Origin of the sequence: Vagococcus coleopterorum (assembly GCF_011303955.1) — a bacterium.
GTDB classification, from domain to species: domain Bacteria; phylum Bacillota; class Bacilli; order Lactobacillales; family Vagococcaceae; genus Vagococcus_D; species Vagococcus_D coleopterorum.
Genome location: NZ_CP049886.1, coordinates 225,754 through 251,159 on the forward strand (window position 1 = coordinate 225,754; position 25,406 = coordinate 251,159).

26 protein-coding genes are annotated in these 25,406 nt (G+C 35.4%); 3 read left to right on the forward strand and 23 right to left on the reverse strand.

The features are described 5' to 3' along the window. Positions 1-16: 16 nt before the first annotated feature. Complete coding sequence (gene spxA, locus G7081_RS01080) at positions 17-415, reverse strand: transcriptional regulator SpxA (RefSeq protein WP_166006614.1); 399 nt, start codon at positions 413-415, stop codon at positions 17-19. A 329-nt stretch (positions 416-744) separates the two neighbouring features. Between spxA and trpS the strand changes: the two genes are divergently transcribed. Continuing rightward, on the forward strand, positions 745-1,761 hold the full coding sequence (gene trpS, locus G7081_RS01085) for a tryptophan--tRNA ligase (protein ID WP_166006616.1): 1,017 nt from the start codon (positions 745-747) through the stop codon (positions 1,759-1,761). 26 nt (positions 1,762-1,787) lie between these two features. Next, complete coding sequence (locus tag G7081_RS01090; protein WP_166006618.1) at positions 1,788-2,354, forward strand: ATP-dependent Clp protease proteolytic subunit; 567 nt, start codon at positions 1,788-1,790, stop codon at positions 2,352-2,354. Between the two features lie 43 nt (positions 2,355-2,397). Here the strand turns inward: G7081_RS01090 and G7081_RS01095 are convergent, their stop codons facing one another. The 19 genes from G7081_RS01095 to rpsO all read right to left on the reverse strand — a co-directional run bounded on the left by G7081_RS01095 (position 2,398) and on the right by rpsO (position 21,032). Next, positions 2,398-3,474, reverse strand: coding sequence for a M24 family metallopeptidase (locus G7081_RS01095; protein WP_166006620.1), 1,077 nt, complete (start codon positions 3,472-3,474; stop codon positions 2,398-2,400). A 66-nt stretch (positions 3,475-3,540) separates the two neighbouring features. Then, positions 3,541-4,545 (reverse strand): lipoate--protein ligase, encoded by a 1,005-nt coding sequence (locus G7081_RS01100; RefSeq protein ID WP_166006622.1) that lies wholly within the window; start codon positions 4,543-4,545, stop codon positions 3,541-3,543. 112 nt (positions 4,546-4,657) lie between these two features. Next, on the reverse strand, positions 4,658-5,740 hold the full coding sequence (locus tag G7081_RS01105) for a M42 family metallopeptidase (protein WP_166008357.1): 1,083 nt from the start codon (positions 5,738-5,740) through the stop codon (positions 4,658-4,660). Between the two features lie 112 nt (positions 5,741-5,852). Further along, positions 5,853-7,145 (reverse strand): D-alanyl-lipoteichoic acid biosynthesis protein DltD, encoded by a 1,293-nt coding sequence (gene dltD, locus G7081_RS01110; RefSeq protein WP_166006625.1) that lies wholly within the window; start codon positions 7,143-7,145, stop codon positions 5,853-5,855. A 28-nt stretch (positions 7,146-7,173) separates the two neighbouring features. Next, the gene (gene dltD, locus G7081_RS01115; protein WP_166006627.1) at positions 7,174-8,481 is read right to left on the reverse strand and encodes a D-alanyl-lipoteichoic acid biosynthesis protein DltD; all 1,308 of its coding nucleotides are present in this window, start codon (positions 8,479-8,481) and stop codon (positions 7,174-7,176) included. Beyond that, positions 8,481-8,717, reverse strand: coding sequence for a D-alanine--poly(phosphoribitol) ligase subunit DltC (dltC, locus tag G7081_RS01120; RefSeq protein ID WP_202982268.1), 237 nt, complete (start codon positions 8,715-8,717; stop codon positions 8,481-8,483). Before dltC ends, dltD (G7081_RS01115) begins: the two co-directional genes overlap by 1 nt. A gap of 20 nt (positions 8,718-8,737) precedes the next feature. Beyond that, the gene (gene dltB / locus G7081_RS01125; RefSeq protein ID WP_166008359.1) at positions 8,738-10,003 is read right to left on the reverse strand and encodes a D-alanyl-lipoteichoic acid biosynthesis protein DltB; all 1,266 of its coding nucleotides are present in this window, start codon (positions 10,001-10,003) and stop codon (positions 8,738-8,740) included. Between the two features lie 8 nt (positions 10,004-10,011). Then, a complete protein-coding gene (gene dltA, locus G7081_RS01130) occupies positions 10,012-11,523 on the reverse strand; it encodes a D-alanine--poly(phosphoribitol) ligase subunit DltA (RefSeq protein ID WP_166006629.1) in 1,512 nt (503 codons plus the stop codon). A 14-nt stretch (positions 11,524-11,537) separates the two neighbouring features. Next, on the reverse strand, positions 11,538-11,699 hold the full coding sequence (locus G7081_RS01135; RefSeq protein ID WP_166006631.1) for a teichoic acid D-Ala incorporation-associated protein DltX: 162 nt from the start codon (positions 11,697-11,699) through the stop codon (positions 11,538-11,540). 122 nt (positions 11,700-11,821) lie between these two features. Then, positions 11,822-12,418 carry an anaerobic ribonucleoside-triphosphate reductase activating protein gene (gene nrdG / locus G7081_RS01140; RefSeq protein WP_166006633.1) on the reverse strand — a complete coding sequence of 199 codons (597 nt, stop codon included), beginning with the start codon at positions 12,416-12,418 and terminating at the stop codon, positions 11,822-11,824. 44 nt (positions 12,419-12,462) lie between these two features. Beyond that, positions 12,463-14,628, reverse strand: coding sequence for an anaerobic ribonucleoside-triphosphate reductase (nrdD, locus tag G7081_RS01145; RefSeq protein WP_166006635.1), 2,166 nt, complete (start codon positions 14,626-14,628; stop codon positions 12,463-12,465). 192 nt (positions 14,629-14,820) lie between these two features. After that, the gene (locus G7081_RS01150) at positions 14,821-15,120 is read right to left on the reverse strand and encodes a hypothetical protein (protein ID WP_166006637.1); all 300 of its coding nucleotides are present in this window, start codon (positions 15,118-15,120) and stop codon (positions 14,821-14,823) included. 112 nt (positions 15,121-15,232) lie between these two features. Further along, positions 15,233-15,592, reverse strand: coding sequence for a 50S ribosomal protein L20 (rplT, locus tag G7081_RS01155; RefSeq protein WP_166006639.1), 360 nt, complete (start codon positions 15,590-15,592; stop codon positions 15,233-15,235). Between the two features lie 63 nt (positions 15,593-15,655). Continuing rightward, positions 15,656-15,859: a 50S ribosomal protein L35 gene (gene rpmI / locus G7081_RS01160; protein ID WP_166006641.1), complete on the reverse strand. Its 204-nt coding sequence runs from the start codon at positions 15,857-15,859 to the stop codon at positions 15,656-15,658. Positions 15,860-15,883: 24 nt separating this feature from the next. Further along, positions 15,884-16,405, reverse strand: a complete 522-nt coding sequence (gene infC / locus G7081_RS01165; RefSeq protein ID WP_166006643.1) for a translation initiation factor IF-3 — start codon at positions 16,403-16,405, stop codon at positions 15,884-15,886. 230 nt (positions 16,406-16,635) lie between these two features. Continuing rightward, positions 16,636-17,814 (reverse strand): CDP-glycerol glycerophosphotransferase family protein, encoded by a 1,179-nt coding sequence (locus G7081_RS01170; RefSeq protein ID WP_166006645.1) that lies wholly within the window; start codon positions 17,812-17,814, stop codon positions 16,636-16,638. Between the two features lie 97 nt (positions 17,815-17,911). Then, entirely contained in the window at positions 17,912-20,050 is a 2,139-nt protein-coding gene (gene pnp, locus G7081_RS01175; RefSeq protein WP_166006647.1) for a polyribonucleotide nucleotidyltransferase, read from the reverse strand. Between the two features lie 168 nt (positions 20,051-20,218). Beyond that, complete coding sequence (locus G7081_RS01180) at positions 20,219-20,626, reverse strand: hypothetical protein (RefSeq protein WP_166006650.1); 408 nt, start codon at positions 20,624-20,626, stop codon at positions 20,219-20,221. A 136-nt stretch (positions 20,627-20,762) separates the two neighbouring features. Then, positions 20,763-21,032 carry a 30S ribosomal protein S15 gene (gene rpsO, locus G7081_RS01185; protein WP_166006652.1) on the reverse strand — a complete coding sequence of 90 codons (270 nt, stop codon included), beginning with the start codon at positions 21,030-21,032 and terminating at the stop codon, positions 20,763-20,765. A 240-nt stretch (positions 21,033-21,272) separates the two neighbouring features. Here rpsO and def point away from each other — a divergent pair, with 240 nt between their 5' ends. Next, on the forward strand, positions 21,273-21,836 hold the full coding sequence (gene def / locus G7081_RS01190) for a peptide deformylase (protein WP_166006654.1): 564 nt from the start codon (positions 21,273-21,275) through the stop codon (positions 21,834-21,836). 137 nt (positions 21,837-21,973) lie between these two features. Here the strand turns inward: def and G7081_RS01195 are convergent, their stop codons facing one another. From G7081_RS01195 to G7081_RS01205, 3 genes are read right to left on the reverse strand one after another with little or no spacing between them, the layout of a single operon-like run. Next, positions 21,974-24,175 (reverse strand): MucBP domain-containing protein, encoded by a 2,202-nt coding sequence (locus tag G7081_RS01195; protein WP_166006656.1) that lies wholly within the window; start codon positions 24,173-24,175, stop codon positions 21,974-21,976. A 25-nt stretch (positions 24,176-24,200) separates the two neighbouring features. After that, a complete protein-coding gene (locus tag G7081_RS01200) occupies positions 24,201-24,806 on the reverse strand; it encodes a hypothetical protein (protein WP_166006658.1) in 606 nt (201 codons plus the stop codon). Continuing rightward, on the reverse strand, positions 24,806-25,405 hold the full coding sequence (locus G7081_RS01205) for a hypothetical protein (protein ID WP_166006660.1): 600 nt from the start codon (positions 25,403-25,405) through the stop codon (positions 24,806-24,808). The genes G7081_RS01200 and G7081_RS01205 overlap by 1 nt, the downstream gene beginning before the upstream one ends. Between the last annotated feature and the right edge of the window lies 1 nt (position 25,406).

The following is a 25,406-nucleotide window of genomic DNA, read 5'->3' on the forward strand; positions in this document are numbered from 1 at the left end:
GGTTTTCTGTATTCTTCTATAGTCCAGCCATTAATTGGGCTTGTCGTAACTCTAATGCACGAACTTCTCTCGGTAAGAAGCGGCGAATTTCATCTTCGTTAAAACCAACTTGAAGACGTTTTTCGTCAATCATAATTGGGCGGCGTAATAAGCCAGGATTTTCTTGAACAAGTTTTAATAATTCTTGTAGAGGTAGATCATCTAAATCCATATCTAATTTACGGAACACTTTTGAACGAGTTGAAATGATTTCTTCCGTACCATCTTCAGTCATTCGAAGAATTTCACGAAGCTCATCAATGTTTAGTGGTTCAGAGAAGATATTACGTTCTTTAAACGGAATTTCTTGATCCACCAACCAGGCTCTAGCTTTACGGCATGATGTACAACTTGGAGAAGTATATAATGTTAACATTTGCGTCACTCCTTTGTGCGTTTGCAATAAGTATGTTCTTTTTACCTCTGTCTATATTATACAATATCAAAGTAATAAATACTACCTTTTATGAGAATAATTCTAATTTAAAAACGCTTTTATATCAACATTTTAAACTCTTATTACAAATTTAATAAAGTTCACAAAATCTTCAAACCTCACTAATATCTAATGTTCATAAACCGCTTTATATACACGTTCGAACAACTGGGAATTTTGTTATTTTATAGCCAGACATTAACCTACACTTTTTCTTTTTTTTGCCGTATAATAGGCTTTAAGAATCTTATACGTGAGGAAGTTAAACTATGGAAACTATTTTTTCTGGAATTCAACCTAGTGGTATCCCCACCATTGGTAATTATATTGGCGCTATGCAGCAATTCATCAATTTACAAGATGATTATAATTGTTTCTTCTGTATTGTAGATGAACATGCCATTACGGTCCCTCAAGACCGTTTAAAACTCCGGGAGCAAACATTAGGATTAGCGGCACTATATGTAGCAATCGGTTTAAACCCTGAAAAAGCAACGATTTTCATCCAGTCTGAAGTTGCGGCTCATGCCGAAGCAGCTTGGATGGTTCAATGTAACACAACTATTGGTGAGCTTGAACGCATGACACAATTTAAAGATAAATCTCAAAAAAATAACCAATCTGGGATTAGCGCGGCACTACTTACTTATCCACCGTTAATGGTAGCCGATATTATTTTATACAACGCTAACTTGGTGCCTGTAGGAGAAGACCAAAAACAACACTTAGAATTAACTCGTGATTTTGTGGATCGTTTCAACTCTCGTTACGGCACACCTGACCAACCAATTTTAACTAAACCTGAAGTTAAAATCCCCAAACAAGGTGCTCGTATTATGAGTCTACAAGATCCAACAAGTAAGATGAGTAAGTCTGATACTAATGCCAAAGGATTTATCTCAATGCTAGATGAACCAAATGTCATTCGTAAAAAAATCAAATCAGCTGTAACCGACTCTAGCGGTGTGATTGAATATGACGTTGAAAATAAACCTGGCATCTCTAACTTATTAACAATCTTCTCAGCGATGACTGGCCAACCAATCGCTGATTTAGTCGAACGTTATAAAGATAGCGGCTACGGAACCTTTAAGACTGATTTAGGTGAAGCCGTTGTTGCTGTTTTAGAGCCAATTCAAACTCGTTATCAAGAACTTTTAAAATCAGAAGAATTACAAAACATTCTTGACAAAGGCGCAATTGATGCTAATAAAGTCGCTAAGAAGACCCTGCAAAAAATGCGTAATGGAATGGGCTTAGGAAGAAAAGGACGTTTATCTCAATAATTACTTAAAAATCGGAGGAAACAACCATGACAGAAAAAACTAAAGACACTAAAGAACTTTTAATTCGTAAAATGATTGAAAATCGCACGATCTTAATTTACGGCGGTATCGACCAAGAACTAGCAGAAGAAGTATCAAGTCAATTGCTTTTATTAGCTTCATTAAGTGATGAACCAATCACACTCTTCATCAACAGCCAAGGTGGTCACGTTGAAGCAGGCGATACAATTCATGATATGATTAAATTTATTAAGCCTGAAGTTAAAATCATTGGTACTGGCTGGGTTGCTAGTGCCGGAATTACGATTTACTTAGCTGCTAAGCCGGAGAACCGCTACAGCTTACCAAACACTCGTTACATGATTCACCAACCAGCAGGCGGTGTCCAAGGACAAAGTACTGAGATTCAAATCGAAGCTCAAGAAATTATTCGTATGCGCGAACGTATTAACCGTTTAATCGCGGCTGCAACCGGTAATAGCTACGAAAAAGTTGCCATTGATACTGACCGAAACTTCTGGCTAAGCGCTGACGAAGCTATTGAATACGGGATTGTTACTCACTTGATCACTGAATCATCAGAAATTAAATAAGCCAATCTAAAAAGCCATTAGCATTTAGCTAATGGCTTTTTTATTATCCAATAATTTTTAATTCTTTTGGATGGTGGTTTAAGTTTTCATAACCATCTTCAGTCACAACGATTAAATCTTCAATTCTAACCCCGACTTCACCTGGAATGTAGATACCTGGTTCTACAGAGAAAATCATGCCCGGTTTAGCAATTGTATCATTTGTTCCTGATACATCACCTGCTTCGTGACATTCGATCCCAATAAAGTGGCCTGTTCTGTGAGTAAAGTATTCACCGTAGCCTTTTTCAGTGATATACTCACGGGCTGCATCATCAATTTCACTGATTTTAACTCCTGGTTTCACTTTCTCAATGGCACGTTTGTTAGCTTCTAAAACTGTTTCAAAAACTTCACGACTCTTATCTGAAACTGATTTATAGAAAACTGTCCGCGTCATGTCTGAACAGTAGCCATTTTTCACGCCACCAATATCCAGAATAATGCTATCCCCTTCTTTAACAACCGATGTATCTGTCGCATGGTGAGGGTCTGCTCCATTGGCACCATAGGCAACAATCGGATCAAATGATGTGCCTGAGTTACCTAAGTCACGGTAGAACTCTAATAACTTTTCAGTCATTTCTAATTCATTTAACTCTTGTGGGATTAACGCTTGTAAACGTGCCATCGCTTCATCATTAGAAGCAGAAGCTTGTCTCATTAATTCAATCTCTTCTTCACTCTTAATTGCGCGAACATCATCAGTGATTGATGAACCATTCACAAAATCTGTCGCTCCACTCATTTTCATTAAACGTAATAAGAAGTGTGAAGGCCAGTTTTTATCAATTCCGATACGTTGTTTAGGATCCAAATGTGATAAAACATGAGCTACACCATCTTCTGTATCTTCGACAAAATCAAGCTCAATTCCCATATCATCTGCTACTGGGAAAATTTTGGCTACAACCATCACATGGTCGCCTGTTTCTTTTAGGATCAATACTAAAATACGTTCTGCTGGGTGAATCATTTTACCTGTTAGATAAAAAATCGTAGTTGGATCTGAAATTAATAATTGTGGCACTTCTTGTTTCTTCATTTCCGCTAATACTTTTGCTAAACGTTCTTGATTCATTGTTCTTTCCTCCTAAAATATAGTTATATTTTTGCCTAAGAGTTGCCTCTCAAGGGACACACGCGCTTAATATAAAAGGTTAACTAAATCTGCCGTTGTGATATCACCAAAATATTTTTTAATATCAATTTTTTCAACCGCTTCGTTAATAGCTGCTTTATCGTACTTAATACCTGTTAGAATTTCTTCAACATCAGAAATTTCACCAAGACCAAAGAAATCTCCAAAGACTCTGATTGTATTAATTGTTCCACCAGCCACATTCATTTTTGCTTCAACTGAACCAATTTTAAAACGTTCACGGCGAACTAAATCAAACTCTGGCGAACGACCATAGTTCCAATCCCAGTTGCGATAATACTCATCTGAAATCTCATTGATTCGTTTCCAATCAGCTTGCGTTAATTCGTAAGTTTCAATTTCTTCACGTGATTCTACCCCGAATATTTTCAATAAAATAGCTTCTCTGAAATCAATCGTTGTCATTTCTTGATTTTCTTCAGAAAGGAACGGTTTGATATTTGTGACGCGTGACCGAATTGATTTAATACCTTTCGATTCAATCTTGTCTTTACGAACTTTCAAGGCATTAACTACTTCATTAACATCACTATCAAACATGATTGTGCCATGAGCAAACATCCGGCCATTTGTTGCATACATAGCATTGCCTGAGAATTTTTTATCGCCAATAACCAAGTCATTACGCCCTTTTAATTCAGCTCCTTCAACGCCCATATCATGTAAGGCAGAGATAATCGGTTGCGTCACTTTTGCAAAGTCACGGAATGATTCGCCATCATCTGGCATGATAAAGCTGAAGTTTAAATTACCGTGATCATGGTAAACGGCCCCGCCCCCACTTAACCGACGAACGACGTGGATGCCTTTTTCTTCAACATAGTCTTTATTAATTTCTTCAATCGTATTTTGATTACGACCAATAATAATTGATGGTTCATTAATATAAAAAAGTAAAATCGGTTCCGTTACTGGAACTTCCTTCATGAGATAAGTTTCAATTGCTAAATTCACACGCGGATCATTTTCTTCATTTGGTACAAATAACATTTAAATTCCCCCTCAAAATAGCTACTGATATTACCCCTTTAGTTTACTCTTAAAAGAGTCACATTTAAACAAAAAAGCTCATAAACAATGTTGTTTATCAGCTTTTTCATTCTTAATAAGCTGTTAATTTTGCAACAGTGTCTTTGTCTAAACGACGAACTACTTCTGTAACCAATTTAACAGTATTCAAATAATCATCCTCGTGAATAACAGATGTATGTGAGTGTAAGTAACGAGTTGCAACTGTAATGGCTAAAGCTGGCACACCATCATTTGAAACATGTTGGCTACCGGCATCTGTTCCGCCACCTGCAATTACTTCTAATTGATAAGGAATCTCTAACTCATCAGCGACTTCTAATACAAAATCACGTAATTTTTTATGAGGAATCATTGAGGCATCATAAATAATAATTTGTGGGCCTTCACCTAAAATAGACGTCGATTCTTTAGCTGTCATACCTGGAGTATCACCAGCTGTACCAGTATCAAGCGCAAACGCAATATCCGGTTTCGTTAAGTGTGTGCTTGTTTTAGCTCCACGTAGACCAACTTCTTCTTGAGTGTTACTACCTGCAAACAAGATATTTGGGTGCCCTTCAGTAGCTAACGTTTCTAAGACTTTTAATGACACAGCCGTACCAATACGATTATCCCATGCTTTCGCCATCATGTATTTAGAATCATTTAAACGACGGAATTCCGTATGTGGTGTCACCATATCTCCTGGGCGAATCCCCCATGATTTTACTTCTTCATCACTCGTCGCACCGATGTCAATAAACATTTCATCGCGATCATAAGGTTTGTTACGAACATCAGCTGATAAAACATGTGGTGGTTTGCAACCAATCACACCGTGGAATAATTTTCCTTCACTTGTTTTAATGACAACTTGTTGGGCAAGTAAGACTTGACTCCACCAGCCACCTAAGTTTTGGAATTTTAAGAAGCCTTTTTCAGTGATTTGCGTCACCATAAAACCAACTTCATCCATATGTCCCATAATCAATACACGTGGGCCCTCTTTATCACCATCATGTCTAGCTACAACACTACCTAGACCATCAAACATCATTTTATCTGCATGTGGTTCCGCATATTTTTTAAATAGGTCACGGACTTCATCCTCATTACCTGGAACAGCACGGGCATCAGTCAACTCTTTTAAAAATAGTTCTTCTTTTTTATCCATACTTTTCACCTCATCCTCATATTTGATAACGGTTTCATTATAACACTTTTTAATTAACATCGACAGACTTTAATAAAATTCCAATAAAAAAACACCCAACAATTTGAGTGTTTTAAGGTCGATAATTTTTCCATTCGTCTGAATAAAATTTATCATTTAATTGATAGTCTAGGTTAGGATTTTTTGGTCCTTCTAAGAATGGTTTGATAGCTTTATCTAATTCCATCCAACCTCGCCAACCAATATGAAGTGGATCTTGCATCAAGTAATCACCCGACAACTGGTTCATATCTAAAATATTATTGAATCCTTGGCTAGTTAATTGCTCTGTTAGCTTAGCGTTTAAATCGTCAATACTTTTCTTCGGCAAGCCAGTATGTTTAAGCCACTCTGGATGCATTGTTGGCAAGATAAAGTACGCATCTAACTTACGTTCTGCAATTTCAGATAGAAGCAGTTCGAAATCTGCAAAACCTTTTGAAATACCGTGATAACGATCTTTATACTTACCACTCATTTGATTGAATTTATGTGGTTTATTTTTAATATTCATTTTATAAAATGGATTGTAATAACCTACTTTATTATTAGAACTGTATTTTTTCCCAATTTTTTCTGATAACTTAAACAGGGTTTCTTCATCATAAGTGTCAGGCAAACTATTCAAATTTTCTGCAATACCATTATTGTAAATATACATCTTAGATTTTTTGTGTTTTGGATTGTCATCCACTTTCACACCAAAGCGAGTCTCAATATTTTTATCAAAGTAATACTTCATTTTAGAGACTAGTCTATGGAAATCATTTGGTTTTTCACCATTTGAAACTTTCTTCAGCGCCTGATTAAAAACGGGACTAATAATAGATCCTGGCATTTGTAGTAAGTTATCTGCAAAAATTTTATCTTCTTCTGTTACCTTTTCAAGACTAGATAACCATTTCATCGTTTGCAATTCAGAGTATGAATTGACAAAATTATCATTTTGATAATCATTATCTTCAAAGCTAGATAATGCAACAATAGCTACAATTTTTCCTGATGCTGGAGCATTATTTAACGAATTAAGCATCGTGTATTGATTAAGCAAAGAGGAACCTGACTGCCCCAATAAATAAGGTCGATAGTTTCGACTATATTTCTCAGCTAATACATTCGGATGGAACATGTCAAAACGACTCAGTTCAGATGCGCCAATGAACGGAATGTATTTCGGATCAGATAGCGCTTGATTAACAACTAGTTCCCCAGTATATACTTTTTTATCTAAAGCAGTAGCTGACTGACATATCATCTCCTTGCTTACGACAGGAGCTTTGGTTGGTATACAAAGACTTGCAATTACAACCAAGCCCGCCAAAACGATTGGCCCAACACTTAAAATAATTTTTTTATTGAAATCCATGTAACATCTCCATTACTTTTTACTAAAGCTAATTTGAGCTTGGATCAAACATTTGCCATTCTTTCGAGAAGAAATAATCATCAATCTTTACTTCTGGTGCCTTATAATCGCGGGCCATAAACTCTTTGATGATTTGATCCAGTTCAACCCACCCTTGTCGTCCTACATGGGCACCATCAACATAACCAAAAGGATATGTATTTTTCGTTATGTGATAATTATTAAAACCTTGTTTTTTTAGTTGATACTCTAATTTTTTTATTACATTAGTTTGTTCGTCGGATGTAATACCGGTGTAGTCGTTCCATTTTTTTTGATTTTGATCAATTATTATTAACGGATCCATATTTAATCTTGCAACTTCAGATAACAACAGCTCATAATCCGAATATTCTTGAGACTTAGTATACTGATAATTTGCTCTAGAATTTTTGTAAGTTGGAAGTTTTTTACCTATGTCTCTTTTAAATTTATCATCAAAAAAACCAAACGGATTATTGCTACCCTCTTCTTCACCAATTTCGTATGCTAAATTCATCAATGCATCATAATCATCTTGAGCAGGTAATTTTTTCATTTTGAATTTTCTAGCATACTCAAAATTATTCATACCTTTTACAGTATCTGATTCATCAAGATTCATGCTATTAAACCTATTCTCTTCAACTAAACTATATAAAGAATCTTGTGATAGCAAAACATTTTTATGTAGTTTTGAAACCAGTTTATCTTTTGAACTAATTTTTTTATTATAAGCAATATTTTCCAATATCAATTTAATCGTAGAGTCTTGCATAACTAAATCATATGATAATAATCTCTTCGCAATATAAACATCTCGATCTGAAACGCTAACTAAGCTATCTAACCAAGAATATATTTGCAGTGGTGAATGATACCTACCGTAGTATTTATTAGAAATACCACCTACATTTCCAAAGGAATTTGGAGATATAATTAAAATGATTTTCTTATTTTTATGTTCGTTCTGTGTACTGTTTATCTCTAAAAAATGAGTTAAACTTCCTTGAGCATCTTTCCCTGCAATAAGCAAACGATAATCCCTATCATATTTTTCAGCTAAAACACTTGGATGAAATTCATCGAAAATTGCCATTTCCGATGAAGAATAAACAGGCACATACTTTTCATCTTGGAGTATGTTTTTTCTAATATTCACTCCAGTAACTTGCTTTGTATTTCGAGCCGTTGATTGAAATTCTTTTTCAGAATTACTAATACCAATGGTTATTCCACTTAAGAATACTAGGACAACTAGTAACAGACTGAAACAAATCGGTCCAAAAATTAAAACGATTTTTTTATTTCTACTCATTACTGAAACGCCACTACTTTATCAATGATAGTTTGCGGTGTTGCCCATTCTTCTTTATGAAATTCTGTCACTAACATTGGTTTACCAGTTTTCTCTTCAATATCTACTAAAAATTGAACAACTGCTAACGAATCCAGTAATCCTTCTTCGAATAAATCTAAGCTTAAATCTTCTCTCACTTCATCTGTTCCAGTCAAATCTTCTAAAATATCTAAAACGATTTCTTTAATTTCCATAATAAATTCCACCTTTATTTTTATTTAAATAATAATGTATCTAAAAATCCCGAAAATAATAATAATCCAAACGCCACTGCGTGGAAAGTCAATACCACTGCAAATGCGTGTGTATACTTATTCTTCGGTAATTTTTTACGATGTTTTCGTTTAAAACGGAGCCACCAGTCGGTCACACAAACTAATGTAGCATGATACAAACCATAGACTAAGTAAAACCACGTTAATCCATGCCATAATGCCATAATTAGGAATAAGACAAAGTACCCAACATTAGACGCTACCACTCGACTTTTAAAAACTTTTTTCTTTAGCAAGGTAAACATCAGTCTCATGTATATATAATCTCTAAACCATGATGAAAGCGATATATGCCAGCGATCCCAAAAATCTTTAATATTTTTAGCTAAAAATGGTTTGTTAAAGTTTTCAGGCGTATTATATCCCATAATATTACTTGTTCCAATTGCAAATAGACTGTAACCCGCAAAATCAAAAAACAAGTAGAATGTATAAATATACATATATCCAATCAATCCCCAGGAAATCCCGCCATCAGCAATCGCTGCATGAGACATTTTGGGTAACAAGATGGTGCCGAATAAATATGCCAATATAAATTTATAAACAAATCCCATAAAAATCTTATGAATCCCTGTTGAAAGCATATCAACATATTCATTTTTTTCAGGGGCATTGAGCAAATCGCTTTCAAAGCGACGATAACGATCAATCGGTCCTGATGAAATAGTTGGGAAAAATAGCATAAACTGTAAATAACGACCAATATGATATTCCGTGATAATACCATCTCGTATTTCCATTACCATTTGTACCGCTTTAAATGTCAAATAGGAAATTCCTAAAAAACCAATAAAAGAGGGGACCGACAATAGTGAAGGGTGATTATTAACCACTGGTTCAAACCATGTTCTGCTATTGATGAACGGAATGATTTTCACTAAAAATAATGGCAAAATGGCTAACGTAACTGCGCCATAAAAAATTCCCGTATTATTTCGTTTTTGTCTATATTTAAAATAAATGTAAACTAAAATTGTTTGCCAAAGGATATATGAACACAATGCAAATGCTGATCTAAGACTAGGTCCACCAAAACTAATAATCAAAAAATAAACGGTAAGAATGTTTTGGTACCACATCATTCTTTTTCCTCTTAGCAGTTGGACAACTAGAGGGATTAACGCCACTCCTAACAAAATAAAGTATGAGGGATTCTCGTAAGGCGAATAAGATGGGAAATAACTCAAAAATTGACGAATCATATCTAACACTAGTTATTCACCTCAGCAATCAACTTCTTACGATCAACCTTACCATTTGGCGTCAAAGGTAGTGCATCTACATATACGAATTTTTGTGGAATCATGTAATCCATCACATGATGTTTCATTTCTTCTTTAATCGCTTTTGATAGTTTAAAATCTTTCTCAAAATCATGAGGGTTAGCCACAACATACGCCACTAATTGCTGTACTTTATGCTCTTTATATTTTGGAACAACTGTACAAGTTTTAACATAGCTCACTTTGTTCAAATTATGCTCAACATCTTCTAACTCAATTCGATACCCGTGCAATTTAATTTGAAAATCAATACGCCCTTGATAGTAAACGATACCATCTTTAATATAAGCTGCATCTCCTGAATGGTAAGAAGGGATCCCGTCCATATCAAAGAAAGCTTCTGCTGTTTTTTCAGGGTTATTTAAATACCCTGGAGAGATAGTTGGTCCATCAATAATTAGTTCCCCAACTTGACCATCTGGTAACTTGTTGCCTTCATCATCAACGATGTACATTCCTGTACCTGTTTTGATTTCACCAATCGGTAGACGCTCACTCTTAGCTAACAATTCAGGTGTAATGACCATTTTTGTAACAATAATTGTCGCTTCAGTTGGTCCATAAGCATTTATAGTTTCTGCATTTGGAAAACGATTGACTAGCGTCTCTGCTAGAGAATGCTTTAATTCTTCACCTGCTAAAATAAATGATTTTAAATTTGGGTAATTATCGCCATTAAAATTTGGATCAAGCAAACAAATTTCTACAAACGATGGCGTCGAAATCCAAATGTTCAAATCCATTTTTTTCAGCGCAATAAATAAATCATTAAAATTACCAATTAATTCTTTGGAAACGGGATTCAACACCCCACCATTTAATAAGCATGGATAAGTGATCATGACTGACACATCAAACGAATACGATGTTTGAGCTAAAAATTTATCGCCCTCTTCAAACCCAAAATTATTCATTAACCAGTCCAAATGATCTGTTAAATTATTAAAAGTAATTTGTACACCTTTAGGAACACCCGTGGTACCAGATGTGAAAATAATATACATTACATCATCACCTGAAATAACATTTTTTAATTCAATCGATTTATCATCTCTTAAAATAGACTCTGCCTGAACTCTATTAATAAATTTAGTAGTCGTATCAATTGACAATTCATCCCAAGCAATAATACAACTCGGTTTTGCAACAGATATAATCATCTCCACACGATCCAATGGTGTTTGACTATCAACAGGAATATATGGATGTCCAGCTTTCATCGCAGCTAAAAACGAAACAACCATTTCATAGTAAATACCTCCGAAAATTAATATAGGTTCGTTTTTTTCTAACGAATTTATGAAGTGATTTGCTAATGTATCGGAATCTCTTTTTAATTGTTTATACGAATAACTACTTTCTCCATCTTTGAAACACACTCTTTCAGGGTCTTTCTTTGCCCACTCATCTATTTGGTTTATTATAAAATTTCTAGACATATTCTCTCTCCTAACTAAAATTCATTATAAATAAAATCTCCACCACTAACCTGTAGATATTTATATAAATAAATTAATACAATAAAAATAATAGCATATAAAATTGTTTGACCTATAAAAAATAACCAATAATTTCTATTATTTTCAAACGCTTTTTCTCTTAGTTTTTCAAACATAATATCCTCCTGAAATATCAGCGATTTTTTCAATATTCTTAAACATTATACCATAAAACTACCTTTTGAAAATTAAATTTTTCATAATTATGTACAAAAAACCTCGCCATGACGAGGTTTAATCATATTTCTTTTCTAATTTTTTCAAACTTCTTATCGGCATCTACACAACCAGTCCAAATAACAGCTTCCCTTTTTTCTAACGATTTTTTTACATCTAAAATCCGCTGATTACTGCTGCCCCGAAATTGTAAATTCAAATCAAGTAGTTTTAATTCAAAACGACCATCTACTAAAATATCTATTTTAGAAAGTAACTCAAGTTTATCGTCACTCTCTTTCAATAATTCTTCAAACGTGTATCCCGACCAAGACCAAATATCTTTTGTTTCACCATATTCAGCACGAATCCGATCAACTAAAGATAAACAAACTTCTGTATTTAAAAATGGTTCTCCACCAAGTAATGTCATCCCTTGGACATAGTCTTGACCTAAATCATCTATAATCCGATCTTCCAATTCTCGTGTATATGGTTGACCGTAGGAAAAATTTTGAATTGCTTTGTTATAACAGCCTTCACAGGCAAATAAACAGCCGCTAACATACAAACTACAACGCACACCTTCTCCATCTACAAAGTTAAAGGGCTTATAGTCTGCATAAAAATGTTTTGAATAGTCTGTAGAAGACCATTCTTTCGGTTTAGGATTTCTCATTTCTGCACCCCCTATGCAATAAAAGGTGAGCCTAGGCTCACCTTTTAATCTCTTAAATGTTTCACTCTTGAGGCAATTTCTTGATGACGACCATGGACCATTGGACGAGCTTGTGGGTTACCTAAATACCCACACGTTCTCTTCACCACATCACAGGTTTTTGGATCGTTATTCCCACAACTTGGACATTCAAATCCGCGTTCTGTCGGATTGAAGTCTCCCTCGAATCCGCACTTGTAGCAATGATCAATCGGGGCATTCGTTCCTAAATAACCGATTTTATCATACGAATAATCCCACACTGCTTCTAACGCTTTCGGGTTTTGTTGCAAGACTGGATATTCACAATAGTGAATAAACCCACCTGAACAAAATTCCGGATAATCTTTTTCAAAATCTAACTTCTCAAATGGTGTTGGTTTCTTGCGCACATCATAATGGAAGCTGTTAGTATAATAATCTTTATCGGTAATATCTTGAATCGAACCAAATTTTTCTTTATCTAAACGACAGAACCGATCTGTTAAACTCTCACTTGGTGTTGAGTAGACACTAAAATGGTAGCCATACTGATCACTCCACGCATCAACTGCAGATTTCAACTCATTCATAATCGCTAGTGTAAACATCTTAGCTTCTGGTTTAGATTCCCAGTTTCCGCCGTAAAAGGCAGTCGCCACTTCATATAAACCAATATACCCTAATGAAACAGTCGCACGTTTATTCTTAAATAAATCGTCTACGTTGCCACCTTTAGCTAATCGTTCACCAAATGCACCATACATATAAAGAATCGGAGCATTTTCCGGCGCAGCCTCTTTACATCGTTCGACGCGGTAGACCAAGGCATCTTTAGCAATTTGCATGCGTTCAGCTAAACCATACCAGAATTTTTCAATACTGCCGTTTGCTTCTAAAGCAATACGTGGCAAGTTCATTGTCACCACACCTAAGTTCATACGTCCCGAGTTGACTTCAACTCCATTTTCATCCTGCCATCCTTGTAAGAACGAACGGCAGCCCATTGGCGCTTTGAAACTACCCGTTAATTCAACAATTTTATCATAGTTTAAAACATCTGGATACATGCGTTTTGTTGAACATTCTAACGCCAATTGTTTCACGTCGTAGTTTGGATCTTCCGGCTGTGAATTTAAGCCTTTTTTGATTGAGAAAATCAATTTGGGGAAAATGGCTGTACGATGTTCTTGCCCTAATCCTTCGATTCTAATTTGTAAAATAGCTTTTTGAATTTCTCGTTCAAACCAGCTTTCACCTAACCCAAAACCAAATGACGTAAACGGTGTTTGCCCATTTGATGTAAATAGCGTGTTGATTTCATACTCTAAACTTTGCATTGAGTCATAAATATCTTTTTGTGTTTTTTCTTTCGCATAATCATCATGCTTGGATTCATCATCAATCCATTTTTTAGCATCACGCAGATGCTTGCGATAATTTTCTTCGGCATAAGGCGCTAATAATTCATCAATTCTATCTGCTGAACACCCACCATATTGACTTGAAGCCACGTTAGCAATAATTTGCGAAATTTGTGCCGCAGCTGTTTGAATCGATTTAGGTGATTCAACTTCTGCATTTCCAATTTTGAAACCATCGCGTAGCATGCTTTCAAAGTCAATCAAACAACAGTTAGTCATTGGTGTATATGGGTGATAATCTAAATCATGGTAATGAATATCCCCTTTTTGATGAGCGTTTGATACATGTTCCGGCAACATTTTTAATCCAATTGATTTACCCACAATACCTGCGGTTAAATCTCGTTGCGTGTTGAAAACATCACTATCTTTATTAGCATTTTCATTTACTACTGTTTGATCTTTAGCTAATAATTTTCCAATTGTGTAATTAATATCTGTCGCTTGCGTCCGTTCAAAGTCACGATTTGTACGATAATTAATATACGCTTGTGCTAATTCTAGTTCATGTTCTTGTAGTAGAATGTGTTCCACGACGTTTTGAATTTCATAGATTTTAACGTCTTGGTGAAAACGAGACGTTAATTCTTCAGAAATTAATTCTACTAGATGTGAAATACGTTCCTCATCTGCTACTTCTTTTTGATCTGCTTTGATTAAAGCATTATGAATTTTTGACATATCAAAATCGACAGCACGTCCATCACGTTTGATGACGCGGATGCGGTTTAATTGGGTTGGAAAAGCTACTATTTTATCCTTTGACATCCTTGTTCACTCCTTCATTTGCTTTCTCTATTATTCTAACCTAGAACAACGAAGTTAACAACTAGATAATGTGTTATATGTGTACTTTTTAATTAATACACACCATATATAGTTTGTTCCGTGGGAGAATCCTGTTGTAAGAACCTATTACACAACAAAAAAACACCTTTCTTAAGAGGCGTTTTTATTCCTTTATAATAAAGTCACACTACTCTTACTATCATGCCATAGTTCTTCTGGAGTATAATGATCATTTTCGTTAATCGTGACTGTCCCATCAGGTTTGATATCAATCTCACAACCTATCCACATGGTGGTTGGATTAACCAATAAGTTTTTACGTTTGCCTTTTCCTTTACTAACAGAAAAAGCATCTTTCATATTAGAAATATAATGCGTTTGAAGATATTTTATTTCACCATTATCAAATTCTATTTTTAAGATATTTGCAGCATTTTCAACCTTTAACGCTTTAGGCACTTTTTTATCCACCAACACTCACCCTTTCTAAAAATATGACCTTACTACTGTTTATTATACGCTCTTTAGTATCTTTAACAACAAAAAAAGATGCTACTCAAATGAGTAGCATCTTTAAATTTAATTATTTAGCAAGAGCTTTTTTAGCTTCTTCTGCAAGAGAAGTGAATGCAGCCGCATCGTTAACTGCTAAGTCAGCTAACATTTTACGGTTGATATCGATTTCAGCTAATTTTAAGCCGTGCATCATTTTGCTGTAGCTTAAGCCATTCATACGAGCAGCAGCGTTGATACGCGCGATCCATAATTTACGGAAATCACGTTTTTTCTGACGACGATCTCTGTAAGCATAGCTGTAAGATTTCATCACTTGTTCTTTCGCTGTTCTGAATAATGTATGTTTTGATCCGTAGTAACCTTTCGCTAACTTAAGCGTCTTTTTACGACGTTGACGGGTAGTACTTCCACCTTTGACACGTGCCATATGGTTATTCCTCCTTGAATTATCTCTAATAATTAGTTATTTGTTTGATATTGCTAGTTAAAACTATTTTTTCAAAGCGTATAATTGTTGACGGATACGTTTGTAATCGCCTTTTGAAACCATTGACGCTTTACGTAATTGACGACGTTGTTTTTTAGTTTTCCCGTGGAAACGGTGACTAGTGAAGGCACGGAATCTTTTTAGTCCGCCACCACCTGTACGTTTTACACGTTTAGCTAAACCGCGGTGTGTTTTTTGTTTTGGCATCTTTATTTCCTCCTCAAAATCTTTTTACTTTTCTGTTTTTGGTGCTAGCATTAGAAACATGCTTCTGCCGTCCATTTTTGGTTTTTGCTCAATGTCGGCTAGATCTTTAATTTCATCTGCAAAGCGCATCAAGACATCCTGACCAATTTGCTTATGAGTAATAGCACGTCCTCTGAAACGGATAGAAGCTTTCACTTTATCGCCTTTTTCTAAGAACTTACGTGCTTGACGTAATTTAGTATTAAAATCATTAGAGTCAATCGTTGGACTTAATCTAACTTCCTTAACATTGATTACTTTTTGATTTTTACGTGCTTCACGTTGTTTCTTCTGTTGTTCAAAACGATATTTACCATGGTCCATAATACGTGCAACCGGTGGTTTCGCATTTGGTGATACAACAACTAAGTCTAAGTTAGCATCTTCCGCCATTTGTAAGGCTTCAGCTTTAGTTTTAACACCAATTTGTTCGCCAGAATCTGAAATCAAGCGTAATTCACGTGCACGAATGCCGTCGTTTACCATCATATCTTTTGCTATGGTCATTCACCTCTCTTTTAATTACTTGGAGTATTAAACAAAAAAAGAAGCCCTCTTTATGAAGACTCCCGCAATCCTTTTATTCCTTTGGCAAACCAAAGTTCAAAAAAATATCTAGCCCAGAGATTACTATCTACTAAGGCGAGAAGCGGGTGCTTCTGCTTAATTCTCAACTTCATAAGTATAGCAAGTTCCAAAGGGTTCGTCAATACTATAAATCAAAAAAAGAACCAGCTTTACTGATTCTTTTTATTTAACATTCTCTCAACAACGCGTTTAGTTGCATAACCATCTTCAAGACTTGTAAATTGATCCCCAAACCCTTTTGAAACTTTTTGTTCATCTGAGTTCTTGATAGCTTTGATCAATTCGTCCTCTGTTTGCACAATCGGACCTGGTGCATCTTTTTCAAAATCAAAATAAAATCCTCGCAAATCATTTTTGTATTCTTCCAAATCGTAACAATAAAAAATCATTGGACGTTTTAGAATAGCATAATCGAAGAACACACTTGAATAATCTGTAATCAATAGATCGCTGATTAAGTATAATTCACTAATCTCATTATATGAAGAAACATTTTTTATAAACGAGTTATCTTCACTAATATCATTTGTCGTTAAAACTAAATAATGAAGACGGAAGATAATATAATAATCATCACCTATTTCCTCTTGCATTCGCTGTAAATCTAGCTCTAGCTCATAATGTTTATAATCTCGCCATGTTGGTGCATATAAAATAATTTTTTTGTCTAATGGAAGTCCTAATTTTTGTTTAATCTCATCAATGTGTTCTTGATTGTTAGATGTTGTTAAATAATCATTACGTGGATACCCAGTTTCTAACATTGCATTGTTAAAATTGAAACAACGCTTGAAAATTTCTGTTGAATATTTATTTGGTGAAATCATATAATCCCAGCGGTCTGATTCTAACGAGAAGGCCTCTTTATACGGAATCGGCCTGTTCCATCTATCAGGTATGTTTTCATCATCCATATCAATTGCTAGTTTTTTTAAAGGGGTACCATGCCATGTTTGTAAATAAATCGTATCTGATGGCTTCGTAACCCAAAGAGGAACACGGCTATTTGTAACCCAGTATTTTGATTTCGCAATAATGTATAACCCTTTTATTGAAATTTTCGGTACAGTATTTAGCCCCAAATCATCAAATTTTGAAAAAAAACGACTGTCCATCCCCCAATAACACTTATACTCTGGATACTCTTTATTTATATACTCATAAATAGCTCTTGGATTATCACTATATTGACGACCTAAAAAACTTTCAAAATAAATCATGTTGTCATCACGATTTAAACATTTTGAAAATAGCCAGGATAGAAATTGCACTATTTTTCTTTTAAATTTTATTGAATATTTACGATATTTATTTTTAATTGCACTCATTACTTCGCCTCCTAAATCACTCCTAACAATAATATCACTTAGCACTTGATTTCTCAATTCTAAAAAAAGCCCCTATCATTGATAGGGGCTTTAATACCTATTTACTTTCTTCTGGTTTTGCTTCAACTTTTGGTTCTGGTTTCGGCATTAACTCTTTGCGAGATGCGTTAACACGACCTTGTTTATCGATTTCAGTGATCTTAACTTTAATCACGTCACCTTCTTTAACAACATCTTCAGTGTTAGCAACACGTTCATGGGCTAATTGAGAAATGTGAACTAAAGCATCTTTCCCTTTGAACAAGTTAACGAAAGCTCCAAATTTTTCAACGCGAACTACCTTAGCTTCGTAAACTTCACCGACTTTAGCTTCTTTTGTTAATTCTTCGATGATTTCGATCGCACGTTTAATCATTGCAGCATCTTCAGAAGCTATGCTAACTTTACCATCTTGATCAATATCAATCTTAACACCTGTTTCATCAATGATACCGTTAATTGTGTCGCCACCTTTACCGATAACTGCTTTGATTTTATTAGGGTCAATTTGAATCATTTCAATCTTAGGTGCATATTGGCTTAACTCAGCACGTGGTTCAGCAATAGCATCTGTAATAACATTTAGAATTTCCATACGCGCTTTTTTAGCTTGCGCTAAGGCTTCAGTAAGAATTTGTTCAGTAATACCTTCAATCTTAATATCCATTTGTAAAGCAGTAATTCCGGCTTCAGTTCCGGCAACTTTAAAGTCCATATCACCTAAGTGATCTTCTAAACCTTGGATATCCGTTAAGACAGTATAATCATTCCCGTCCATAACTAATCCCATAGCGATACCAGCAACTGGGGCTTTAATTGGCACACCAGCATCCATAAGCGCTAAGATACCACCACAAATACTTGCTTGTGATGATGAACCGTTTGATTCTAATACTTCAGAAACCACACGAATCATGTACGGGAATTCTTCAGCAGATGGAATAACTTGCATCATCGCACGTTCACCTAAAGCACCGTGACCGATTTCACGACGACCTGGTGCACGTGTTGGACCAGTTGACCCTACAGAGAATTGCGGGAAGTTATAGTGATGAATGAAACGTTTTGTTTCTTCCGTACCTAGACCATCAATAATTTGATGTTCACCTAATGGCGCTAAAGTAACTGTAGATAACGCTTGGGTTTGTCCACGAGTGAATAGTCCTGAACCGTGAACGCGTGGTAATAAACCAACTTCACTTGCTAAAGGACGAATCTCATCAATTTTACGACCATCAGGACGAACTTTATCAATTGTAATCAAACGACGAACTTCATTTTTTTCCATATCTTCAGCAGTTTGACGAACTTCTTTCATGCGTTTAGCTGCATCATCTTCGTCAGCAAATTTTTCTTCATACATTTCAATGATTTCTTTTTTGATTGCTGAAATATTATCTTCACGAGCTAATTTTTCTTCTGTTTGAATCGCTTCAACCATACGAACTTTGAAAGCATCGTTAATTTCTGTTTCTAAAGCTGGATCAACTTGTAATAATTTGATTTCCATTTTTTCTTTGCCGACTTCAGCAACAACTTTTTCTTGGAAAGCAACTAATTCTTTAATAGCTGCGTGTCCGAATAATAATGCACCAAGCATATCTTCTTCAGATACTTCTTTCGCACCACTCTCAACCATGTTGATAGCATCTTTCGTTCCGGCAACACTTAAATCGATATCTGATAATTCTTGTTGTTCAACGGTTGGGTTTAAAATGTATTCGCCATTTACACGCCCCACATTAACACCTGCAATTGGACCGTTAAACGGAATATCTGAAATACATAAAGCTAACGATGACCCTAACATCGCAGACATCTCTGGTGTACAGTCTTGTTCCACACTCATAACCACGTTGGTAATTTGTACGTCATTACGGAAACCTTCCGCAAACATCGGACGGATTGGACGGTCGATTAAACGAGCCGTTAATGTAGCATGTTCGCTCGGACGTCCTTCACGTTTAATGAAGCCACCAGGCACTTTACCTGCTGCATACATTTTTTCTTCATAGTTAACTGTTAACGGAAAGAAATCAACATCCTTAGGTTCTTTAGATCCTACCGCTGCGGTTAATACCACAGTGTCCCCGTAACGAACGAATACTGATCCATTAGCTTGCTTCGCTAATTGGCCAACCTCTACTGAAAGCGGACGTCCGCCCCAATCCATTGAAAATACTTTTTTTTCTGACATATTATTGTCTCCTTTATACGGGTTGGTTAGCTACTAAACAAATGACAACAACTGACCACTCAGTCACTCTCATTTGTATAGTAGTGGATAACCTTGCACCCTTATTTTTTATCAAAATTAAAACCAAGCCTTAGACCGATTGGCTAAAGCTTGGCCCTAAATTAAGAACTATTTTTGTTGATCTTTCACTAAGTCTTCTACGAATTTACCTAAGTTATTCATAAAGCCTTTAGCTTGATCGATTAAACCGCTATCGGCAGCTTTATCAACGATTCCTTTGAAATCTTCAACCGCACCATTAACAGCTTTTTCCATTTCAGCCTTTTTCTCAGGTGTGATTTTAGTCGCTTCTTTAAACTTAGCCATTGCTTCTTCGGCTTGCTTTTGAGCTTCTTCCATTTGACCTTCGACATCAACGTCAGCTAGATGATCTTTAGCTTGGTTTAAAGCGTCGTCTAATTGTGTTTTGAATTCTTCTGCATGTGCTTTCACTTCCTCTGATGGGATGTGGCATTCACAATTACAGTTTTCTGGTTCAGTTGCTTTTACTTCTTCATTTTTGATTTCTTCAGTCATGAAAAAGACCTCCATTCGAATAGATAATAGTAAGAATTATGTTAAATAACTCTATGTTTATTATACTCTAAACACACAATAGATACAAAGAAAGCGAGACTCTTACGAATCCCACTTTCTAAATATGTCGATTTGATTAACGACGTAAACCTAATTTTTGGATTAATTCGCGGTAACGTTGTACATCAGTCTTACGTAAGTAAGCTAATAAGTTACGACGGTGTCCAACTTTTTTCATTAAACCACGGTAAGAATGGTGATCTTTTTTGTGGGCGTGTGAGTGGTCGTTTAGGTGATTGATTTCAGCAGTTAATACAGCAATTTGTACTTCTGGCGAACCAGTATCTCCTTCTTTACGAGCGTACTCTTTAATGATTTCGTTTTTCATTTCTTTTGACATTGCCATTGTAAATCCACCTCTTTCTCTAATTTCACCCCAGAACCGAGTAAACCGTTGGTGATTCGATAAACCAAGTAACGGGCGGCACGGTATTCCGTACTCCTTTACTTTACCCTAATCCTTCTAAAAAGGCAAGATGATTTCTTGTTATTTCAAGACCAACCATCCCCACGCCACACTTTTTTATGATACAATTACCATTGAAAATATGCCTTAAATGAAAAGATTAGAATAAGGAGTTTAGATATGATTAAAATGAATAATATTATCCGCGAAGGTCACCCAACTTTGCGTGAAAAAGTTCCAGAAGTGACGTTACCTCTTTCAGTTGAAGATAAAGCTTTAGGAGAAGCGATGATGACTTTTCTAAAAAACAGCCAAGATCCTGAAATCGCTGAGAAGTATAATTTACGTGGTGGTGTTGGTTTAGCTGCTCCCCAATTAGACGAAAAAAAAAGAATGGTGGCAGTCCACGTCCCTAGTCTAGACCCTGAAGATGAGACACCACTATTCAGTGACGTCTTAATTAATCCCGAAATCGTTAGCCATACTGTCCAACAAGCTTGTCTACGAGATGGTGAAGGATGCCTTTCAGTTGATCGCGAAGTCCCAGGTTATATTGTCAGAAATGCACGCATTACTGTGAACTATATTGATTTAGATGGCAACACACAGACTAAAAAATTTAAAAATTACGAAGCCATCGTTGTCCAACATGAGCTTGATCATTTAAATGGTATCATGTTCTACGATCATATTAATAAAACCAATCCTTTCGCTGTTAGTCCTGATGTCCTAATAATCGGTTAATTCAGTTCCAATTAACAGATAAATAATTCTAAGATAAAAGCACCGTTTAGCAAATTAGCTAAGCGGTGCTTTTTAATATTTCTTCGGGAATCAAGCGATAACCACGCTTTGCTTAGACTTACATATCTAAACAAGTACTACGCATCGTCTTCAACAAAATCCCATCTATCACTCCAATAAGAAATAGCTGTTTTACCATCTGGTGTTTTGTATTTTACTGATATTTTATTACGCATATCATCTATTGGAACATCTATTTCTTGAGATTCTACTGTCGCTGTATTAGCAACTTTATATTTCTTATATTTCTTTCCATCTATATACACAGTAAACTCTGAAACATTTGAATAATAAACATTTAAACGGTCATTTACAACGTTTAAGTACACACTAGTATTACTTGTCGGTTCTAAATAAAGCGTGACCCAATACTCTGTGCCATCAGTTAACAACAGTGTTGGAATATCTGGATTTTTACTTGCCGGGTCATGTGGGACATTACTTTTAGTAACTACTGATCCGACGTATTGATACAAGCTTGGTACCGTAGGTTTTGTTAGCAAGAAATTATAACCTGTTTTCTTGGTTACTTCCACGTCAGAATAGGACACATCACCCACCCCTGAATTAATGCTTAGATTTGTTTTACTTGCTACATCAGAAGTACTTTGATCTTTAGTATTCCACGCAACTAACCTTCCGCTATTCGGTAACGAAATAGTATTATCTGCAGATAAAATCACTTGTCGCAAGTGCATAAAATAGGTGTTTGATCGATAAACAAAAGTCACCTCTTGAACTGTCCGACTCATCACCCCACTAGGATTCCCAACCGTTTTAATATACTCAAAACCATCAATTTCAATTGGCTTCACATGATATGGTTCCCCAACTTCATCTTCAACTATCAAATCGTCAGCAATTTTCTTACCATTTACGTCTTCATAGTGAACCTCTACTTCTCCAATCTCTTTAGCATAAACAAAAATAACATGTTTATCACCATCCATTTTACCAGAAACCGGATCAGAATTTTCAGCTACCCTAAAATAATGATAATCAGGATTTCCCAAATCTAGCGGCTTTTCATCATAGTAATCAGTATCATTTAAAACGAGGTTCTTACTTGGAGCTAACGTACGCCCTTTTGTATCGATATAATCCACTTGTAACTTACGCTCATAAAACTGTTCCTTTACAAGAATATCTAAGGTCATTTCACCAATCTCACCTTGTTTGACAAAAATTGGATCCCATCCTAAAACGAAAACTGGGTGATTTAACGGGTAATTATACCCTTTTTGATCCGTTTTATCCCAGTTAGCAAGTGGCTCTTCAACGGATAGCGCTTTCCCATACAATGCCCTCATAGCGTTATGTATCCCGTCCCAATGGCCAATCCCATTCACTCTACTTCCCAGATTACCAAGCTTTCTCATCGTGGGACCGTTCTTATCACCATAATTTTTTTTCCCCATATAAAATAAAACCTGAGCATCTAACTTATCTACCGGTGTTTTCTTTTGGTTGAAATAAATACCATCTTCCCCATTAGAATACATTTTACTAGCTTTGTGTGCCCCACCAACATCCATATGAGAAGAATAAGTATTCACAAAATATTTATCCTTTTTACTTTCATTTCCAAATGATAAATCCATAGAAATTTTATTATTATTATTTTCATTATAATAATAATGAATCCGAATTGGCATCCAAGATTTATCCGTTCGTTCTGCCCAACCATACGCAACTATATCATTCTTTTTCACATACTGTTTCACAATATACGTATCTTGTTCGGTCGCTGTTCCAGACCCCCCGAGTTTATTTGAAGCCGCAACTGGTCCGTTCTCTTTTAACAATTCTCCGATATCATAGGATGCCGTCAGACCACCATTTGGCGTTTGCCCTTGATCATAAGTATAATTAAAAACCGCTATTTTACTTTTACCACTCTTAGAAACACCGATAATATTTCCACCTAGTAAAGGTAATTTTTTTTTATTACCTAGAGGTGCATACATAACTCCTTTTGTTTCAAAATCACCTTTGTCTTTCAAAAAAAAACTCTTCATAGTCGTTTTCCCAAAAAACAAATAATAATTCCGATCTTGCGGACCCCAAAAATCTCCTTCTAACTTCACAGGTGTATTTACATTAACTTCTTTATAACTACTCAGATCTAGCCCATCTTTTTTATTAAACTTTTCCCAATCATAACTACTAGGGGCCGCTCTGCTACCAGATTCCCCATTATAAAATTTGGCAAAAGTTAGCGTTCCTACACCTAAAAAACACGCTAGAACAAGTACTTTAGATAATAGTTTTATTTTCATCAACCAAATACTCCTTTCCATTAGTTTACTTTTCATCCGCTACTGGTTTTCCCGTTTCATAATGAGATAAATAATACATTTCAGCAACAACTGTTGCCGAATACGTTGAGTCTGAGTCTTCTGTCGAACTTGCACGATACGTGATATCTACTATTTTCATAAAACGCTTGCCCTGTTCCAATTGATCCACAAAAGAAATAATGTCTTTAGCACTATCCCCTATAATGTCGAAACCGACTTTACTTTTCTGCAATTGTTTTTCTGCATTAGGTTCTTGCGGATATAATAACTCGTGTTCAAATTGAATTTTTTGCACTGAGATATCCAAGCTCTTATCTATATTTTCCAAATCTTTGAAGTACGCTTCAAGCTGAACCCCATTTGTGATGACCGGGGCTACTTTTATGACTTCAGAATTTAATAAGTCCGGATTTTCTTTTAGTTTGTCCAACTCCGCCTCTACCAATTGAATTTCCTCATTTGTTTTTTTCAATTCTGTAGCTTTATGTTGAATTTGTGTACTTTTAGGAGCAATCATCAGAAACCAACTTGCAATTATTAAAACTACTAAGACGATTCCCGCCACTCCCGCAGCAACTAAATGTTTTTTTGTGAAAATAACTTTATTCATTATTTAGTTGCCTCCTTATCACTCTGTCCAACATTATTTTTCACTCGAATAATGAACTCAGACGTCACATTACCATCCTTGGCGTCCACACCAACGGGCTGAACATCGTACACCCACGAAAGTTTTTCCGTTTTCGCTTTAAATTTCGGCATATTTTTATATAGGTCTCCTTCAACACTAATTGTAATTGGTGATAGTAATGCATCCCCATTTTCACCATTAATAGGATTTTCGGTTTCCTCAGTGCTTGGTGCCGTTATTTGATAACTTATAATCTTTAATTTTAAATCATTGGCTGTTTTTTCAAAATTAGCCATCATTGGTGTTATCAATTGTTTTTCTTGCTTAAATCCCTCTAAAAATTCTTGAATATCAATCGCTTGGCTTTGTTTTAACTCATCTACCGTTTTATTCATTGTTACTTTTTCAGTCAACCTTTGTTGCGCTTCGCGATTTAATTTTCCTAGTTGCGTATTAAAGTATAAAAAGAACAACATAAATAACAGCACAATAACAATTGAAATAGCACTGACGGATAAAATGATGACATCAGTAGCCCTATTTTTTATAAACTTTGCTGGTAATAAATTAATTTTCAAA

Bases quoted from the DNA above. Each gene is read 5' to 3' on its own strand.
- spxA (WP_166006614.1), bottom strand. From the start codon at position 415: ATGTTAACATTATATACTTCTCCAAGTTGTACATCATGCCGTAAAGCT.
- trpS (WP_166006616.1), top strand. From the start codon at position 745: ATGGAAACTATTTTTTCTGGAATTCAACCTAGTGGTATCCCCACCATT.
- G7081_RS01090 (WP_166006618.1), top strand. From the start codon at position 1,788: ATGACAGAAAAAACTAAAGACACTAAAGAACTTTTAATTCGTAAAATG.
- G7081_RS01095 (WP_166006620.1), bottom strand. From the start codon at position 3,474: ATGAATCAAGAACGTTTAGCAAAAGTATTAGCGGAAATGAAGAAACAA.
- G7081_RS01100 (WP_166006622.1), bottom strand. From the start codon at position 4,545: ATGTTATTTGTACCAAATGAAGAAAATGATCCGCGTGTGAATTTAGCA.
- G7081_RS01105 (WP_166008357.1), bottom strand. From the start codon at position 5,740: ATGGATAAAAAAGAAGAACTATTTTTAAAAGAGTTGACTGATGCCCGT.
- dltD (WP_166006625.1), bottom strand. From the start codon at position 7,145: ATGGATTTCAATAAAAAAATTATTTTAAGTGTTGGGCCAATCGTTTTG.
- dltD (WP_166006627.1), bottom strand. From the start codon at position 8,481: ATGAGTAGAAATAAAAAAATCGTTTTAATTTTTGGACCGATTTGTTTC.
- dltC (WP_202982268.1), bottom strand. From the start codon at position 8,717: ATGGAAATTAAAGAAATCGTTTTAGATATTTTAGAAGATTTGACTGGA.
- dltB (WP_166008359.1), bottom strand. From the start codon at position 10,003: ATGATTCGTCAATTTTTGAGTTATTTCCCATCTTATTCGCCTTACGAG.
- dltA (WP_166006629.1), bottom strand. From the start codon at position 11,523: ATGTCTAGAAATTTTATAATAAACCAAATAGATGAGTGGGCAAAGAAA.
- G7081_RS01135 (WP_166006631.1), bottom strand. From the start codon at position 11,699: ATGTTTGAAAAACTAAGAGAAAAAGCGTTTGAAAATAATAGAAATTAT.
- nrdG (WP_166006633.1), bottom strand. From the start codon at position 12,418: ATGAGAAATCCTAAACCGAAAGAATGGTCTTCTACAGACTATTCAAAA.
- nrdD (WP_166006635.1), bottom strand. From the start codon at position 14,628: ATGTCAAAGGATAAAATAGTAGCTTTTCCAACCCAATTAAACCGCATC.
- rplT (WP_166006639.1), bottom strand. From the start codon at position 15,592: ATGGCACGTGTCAAAGGTGGAAGTACTACCCGTCAACGTCGTAAAAAG.
- rpmI (WP_166006641.1), bottom strand. From the start codon at position 15,859: ATGCCAAAACAAAAAACACACCGCGGTTTAGCTAAACGTGTAAAACGT.
- infC (WP_166006643.1), bottom strand. From the start codon at position 16,405: ATGACCATAGCAAAAGATATGATGGTAAACGACGGCATTCGTGCACGT.
- G7081_RS01170 (WP_166006645.1), bottom strand. From the start codon at position 17,814: ATGAGTGCAATTAAAAATAAATATCGTAAATATTCAATAAAATTTAAA.
- pnp (WP_166006647.1), bottom strand. From the start codon at position 20,050: ATGTCAGAAAAAAAAGTATTTTCAATGGATTGGGGCGGACGTCCGCTT.
- G7081_RS01180 (WP_166006650.1), bottom strand. From the start codon at position 20,626: ATGACTGAAGAAATCAAAAATGAAGAAGTAAAAGCAACTGAACCAGAA.
- rpsO (WP_166006652.1), bottom strand. From the start codon at position 21,032: ATGGCAATGTCAAAAGAAATGAAAAACGAAATCATTAAAGAGTACGCT.
- def (WP_166006654.1), top strand. From the start codon at position 21,273: ATGATTAAAATGAATAATATTATCCGCGAAGGTCACCCAACTTTGCGT.
- G7081_RS01195 (WP_166006656.1), bottom strand. From the start codon at position 24,175: ATGAAAATAAAACTATTATCTAAAGTACTTGTTCTAGCGTGTTTTTTA.
- G7081_RS01200 (WP_166006658.1), bottom strand. From the start codon at position 24,806: ATGAATAAAGTTATTTTCACAAAAAAACATTTAGTTGCTGCGGGAGTG.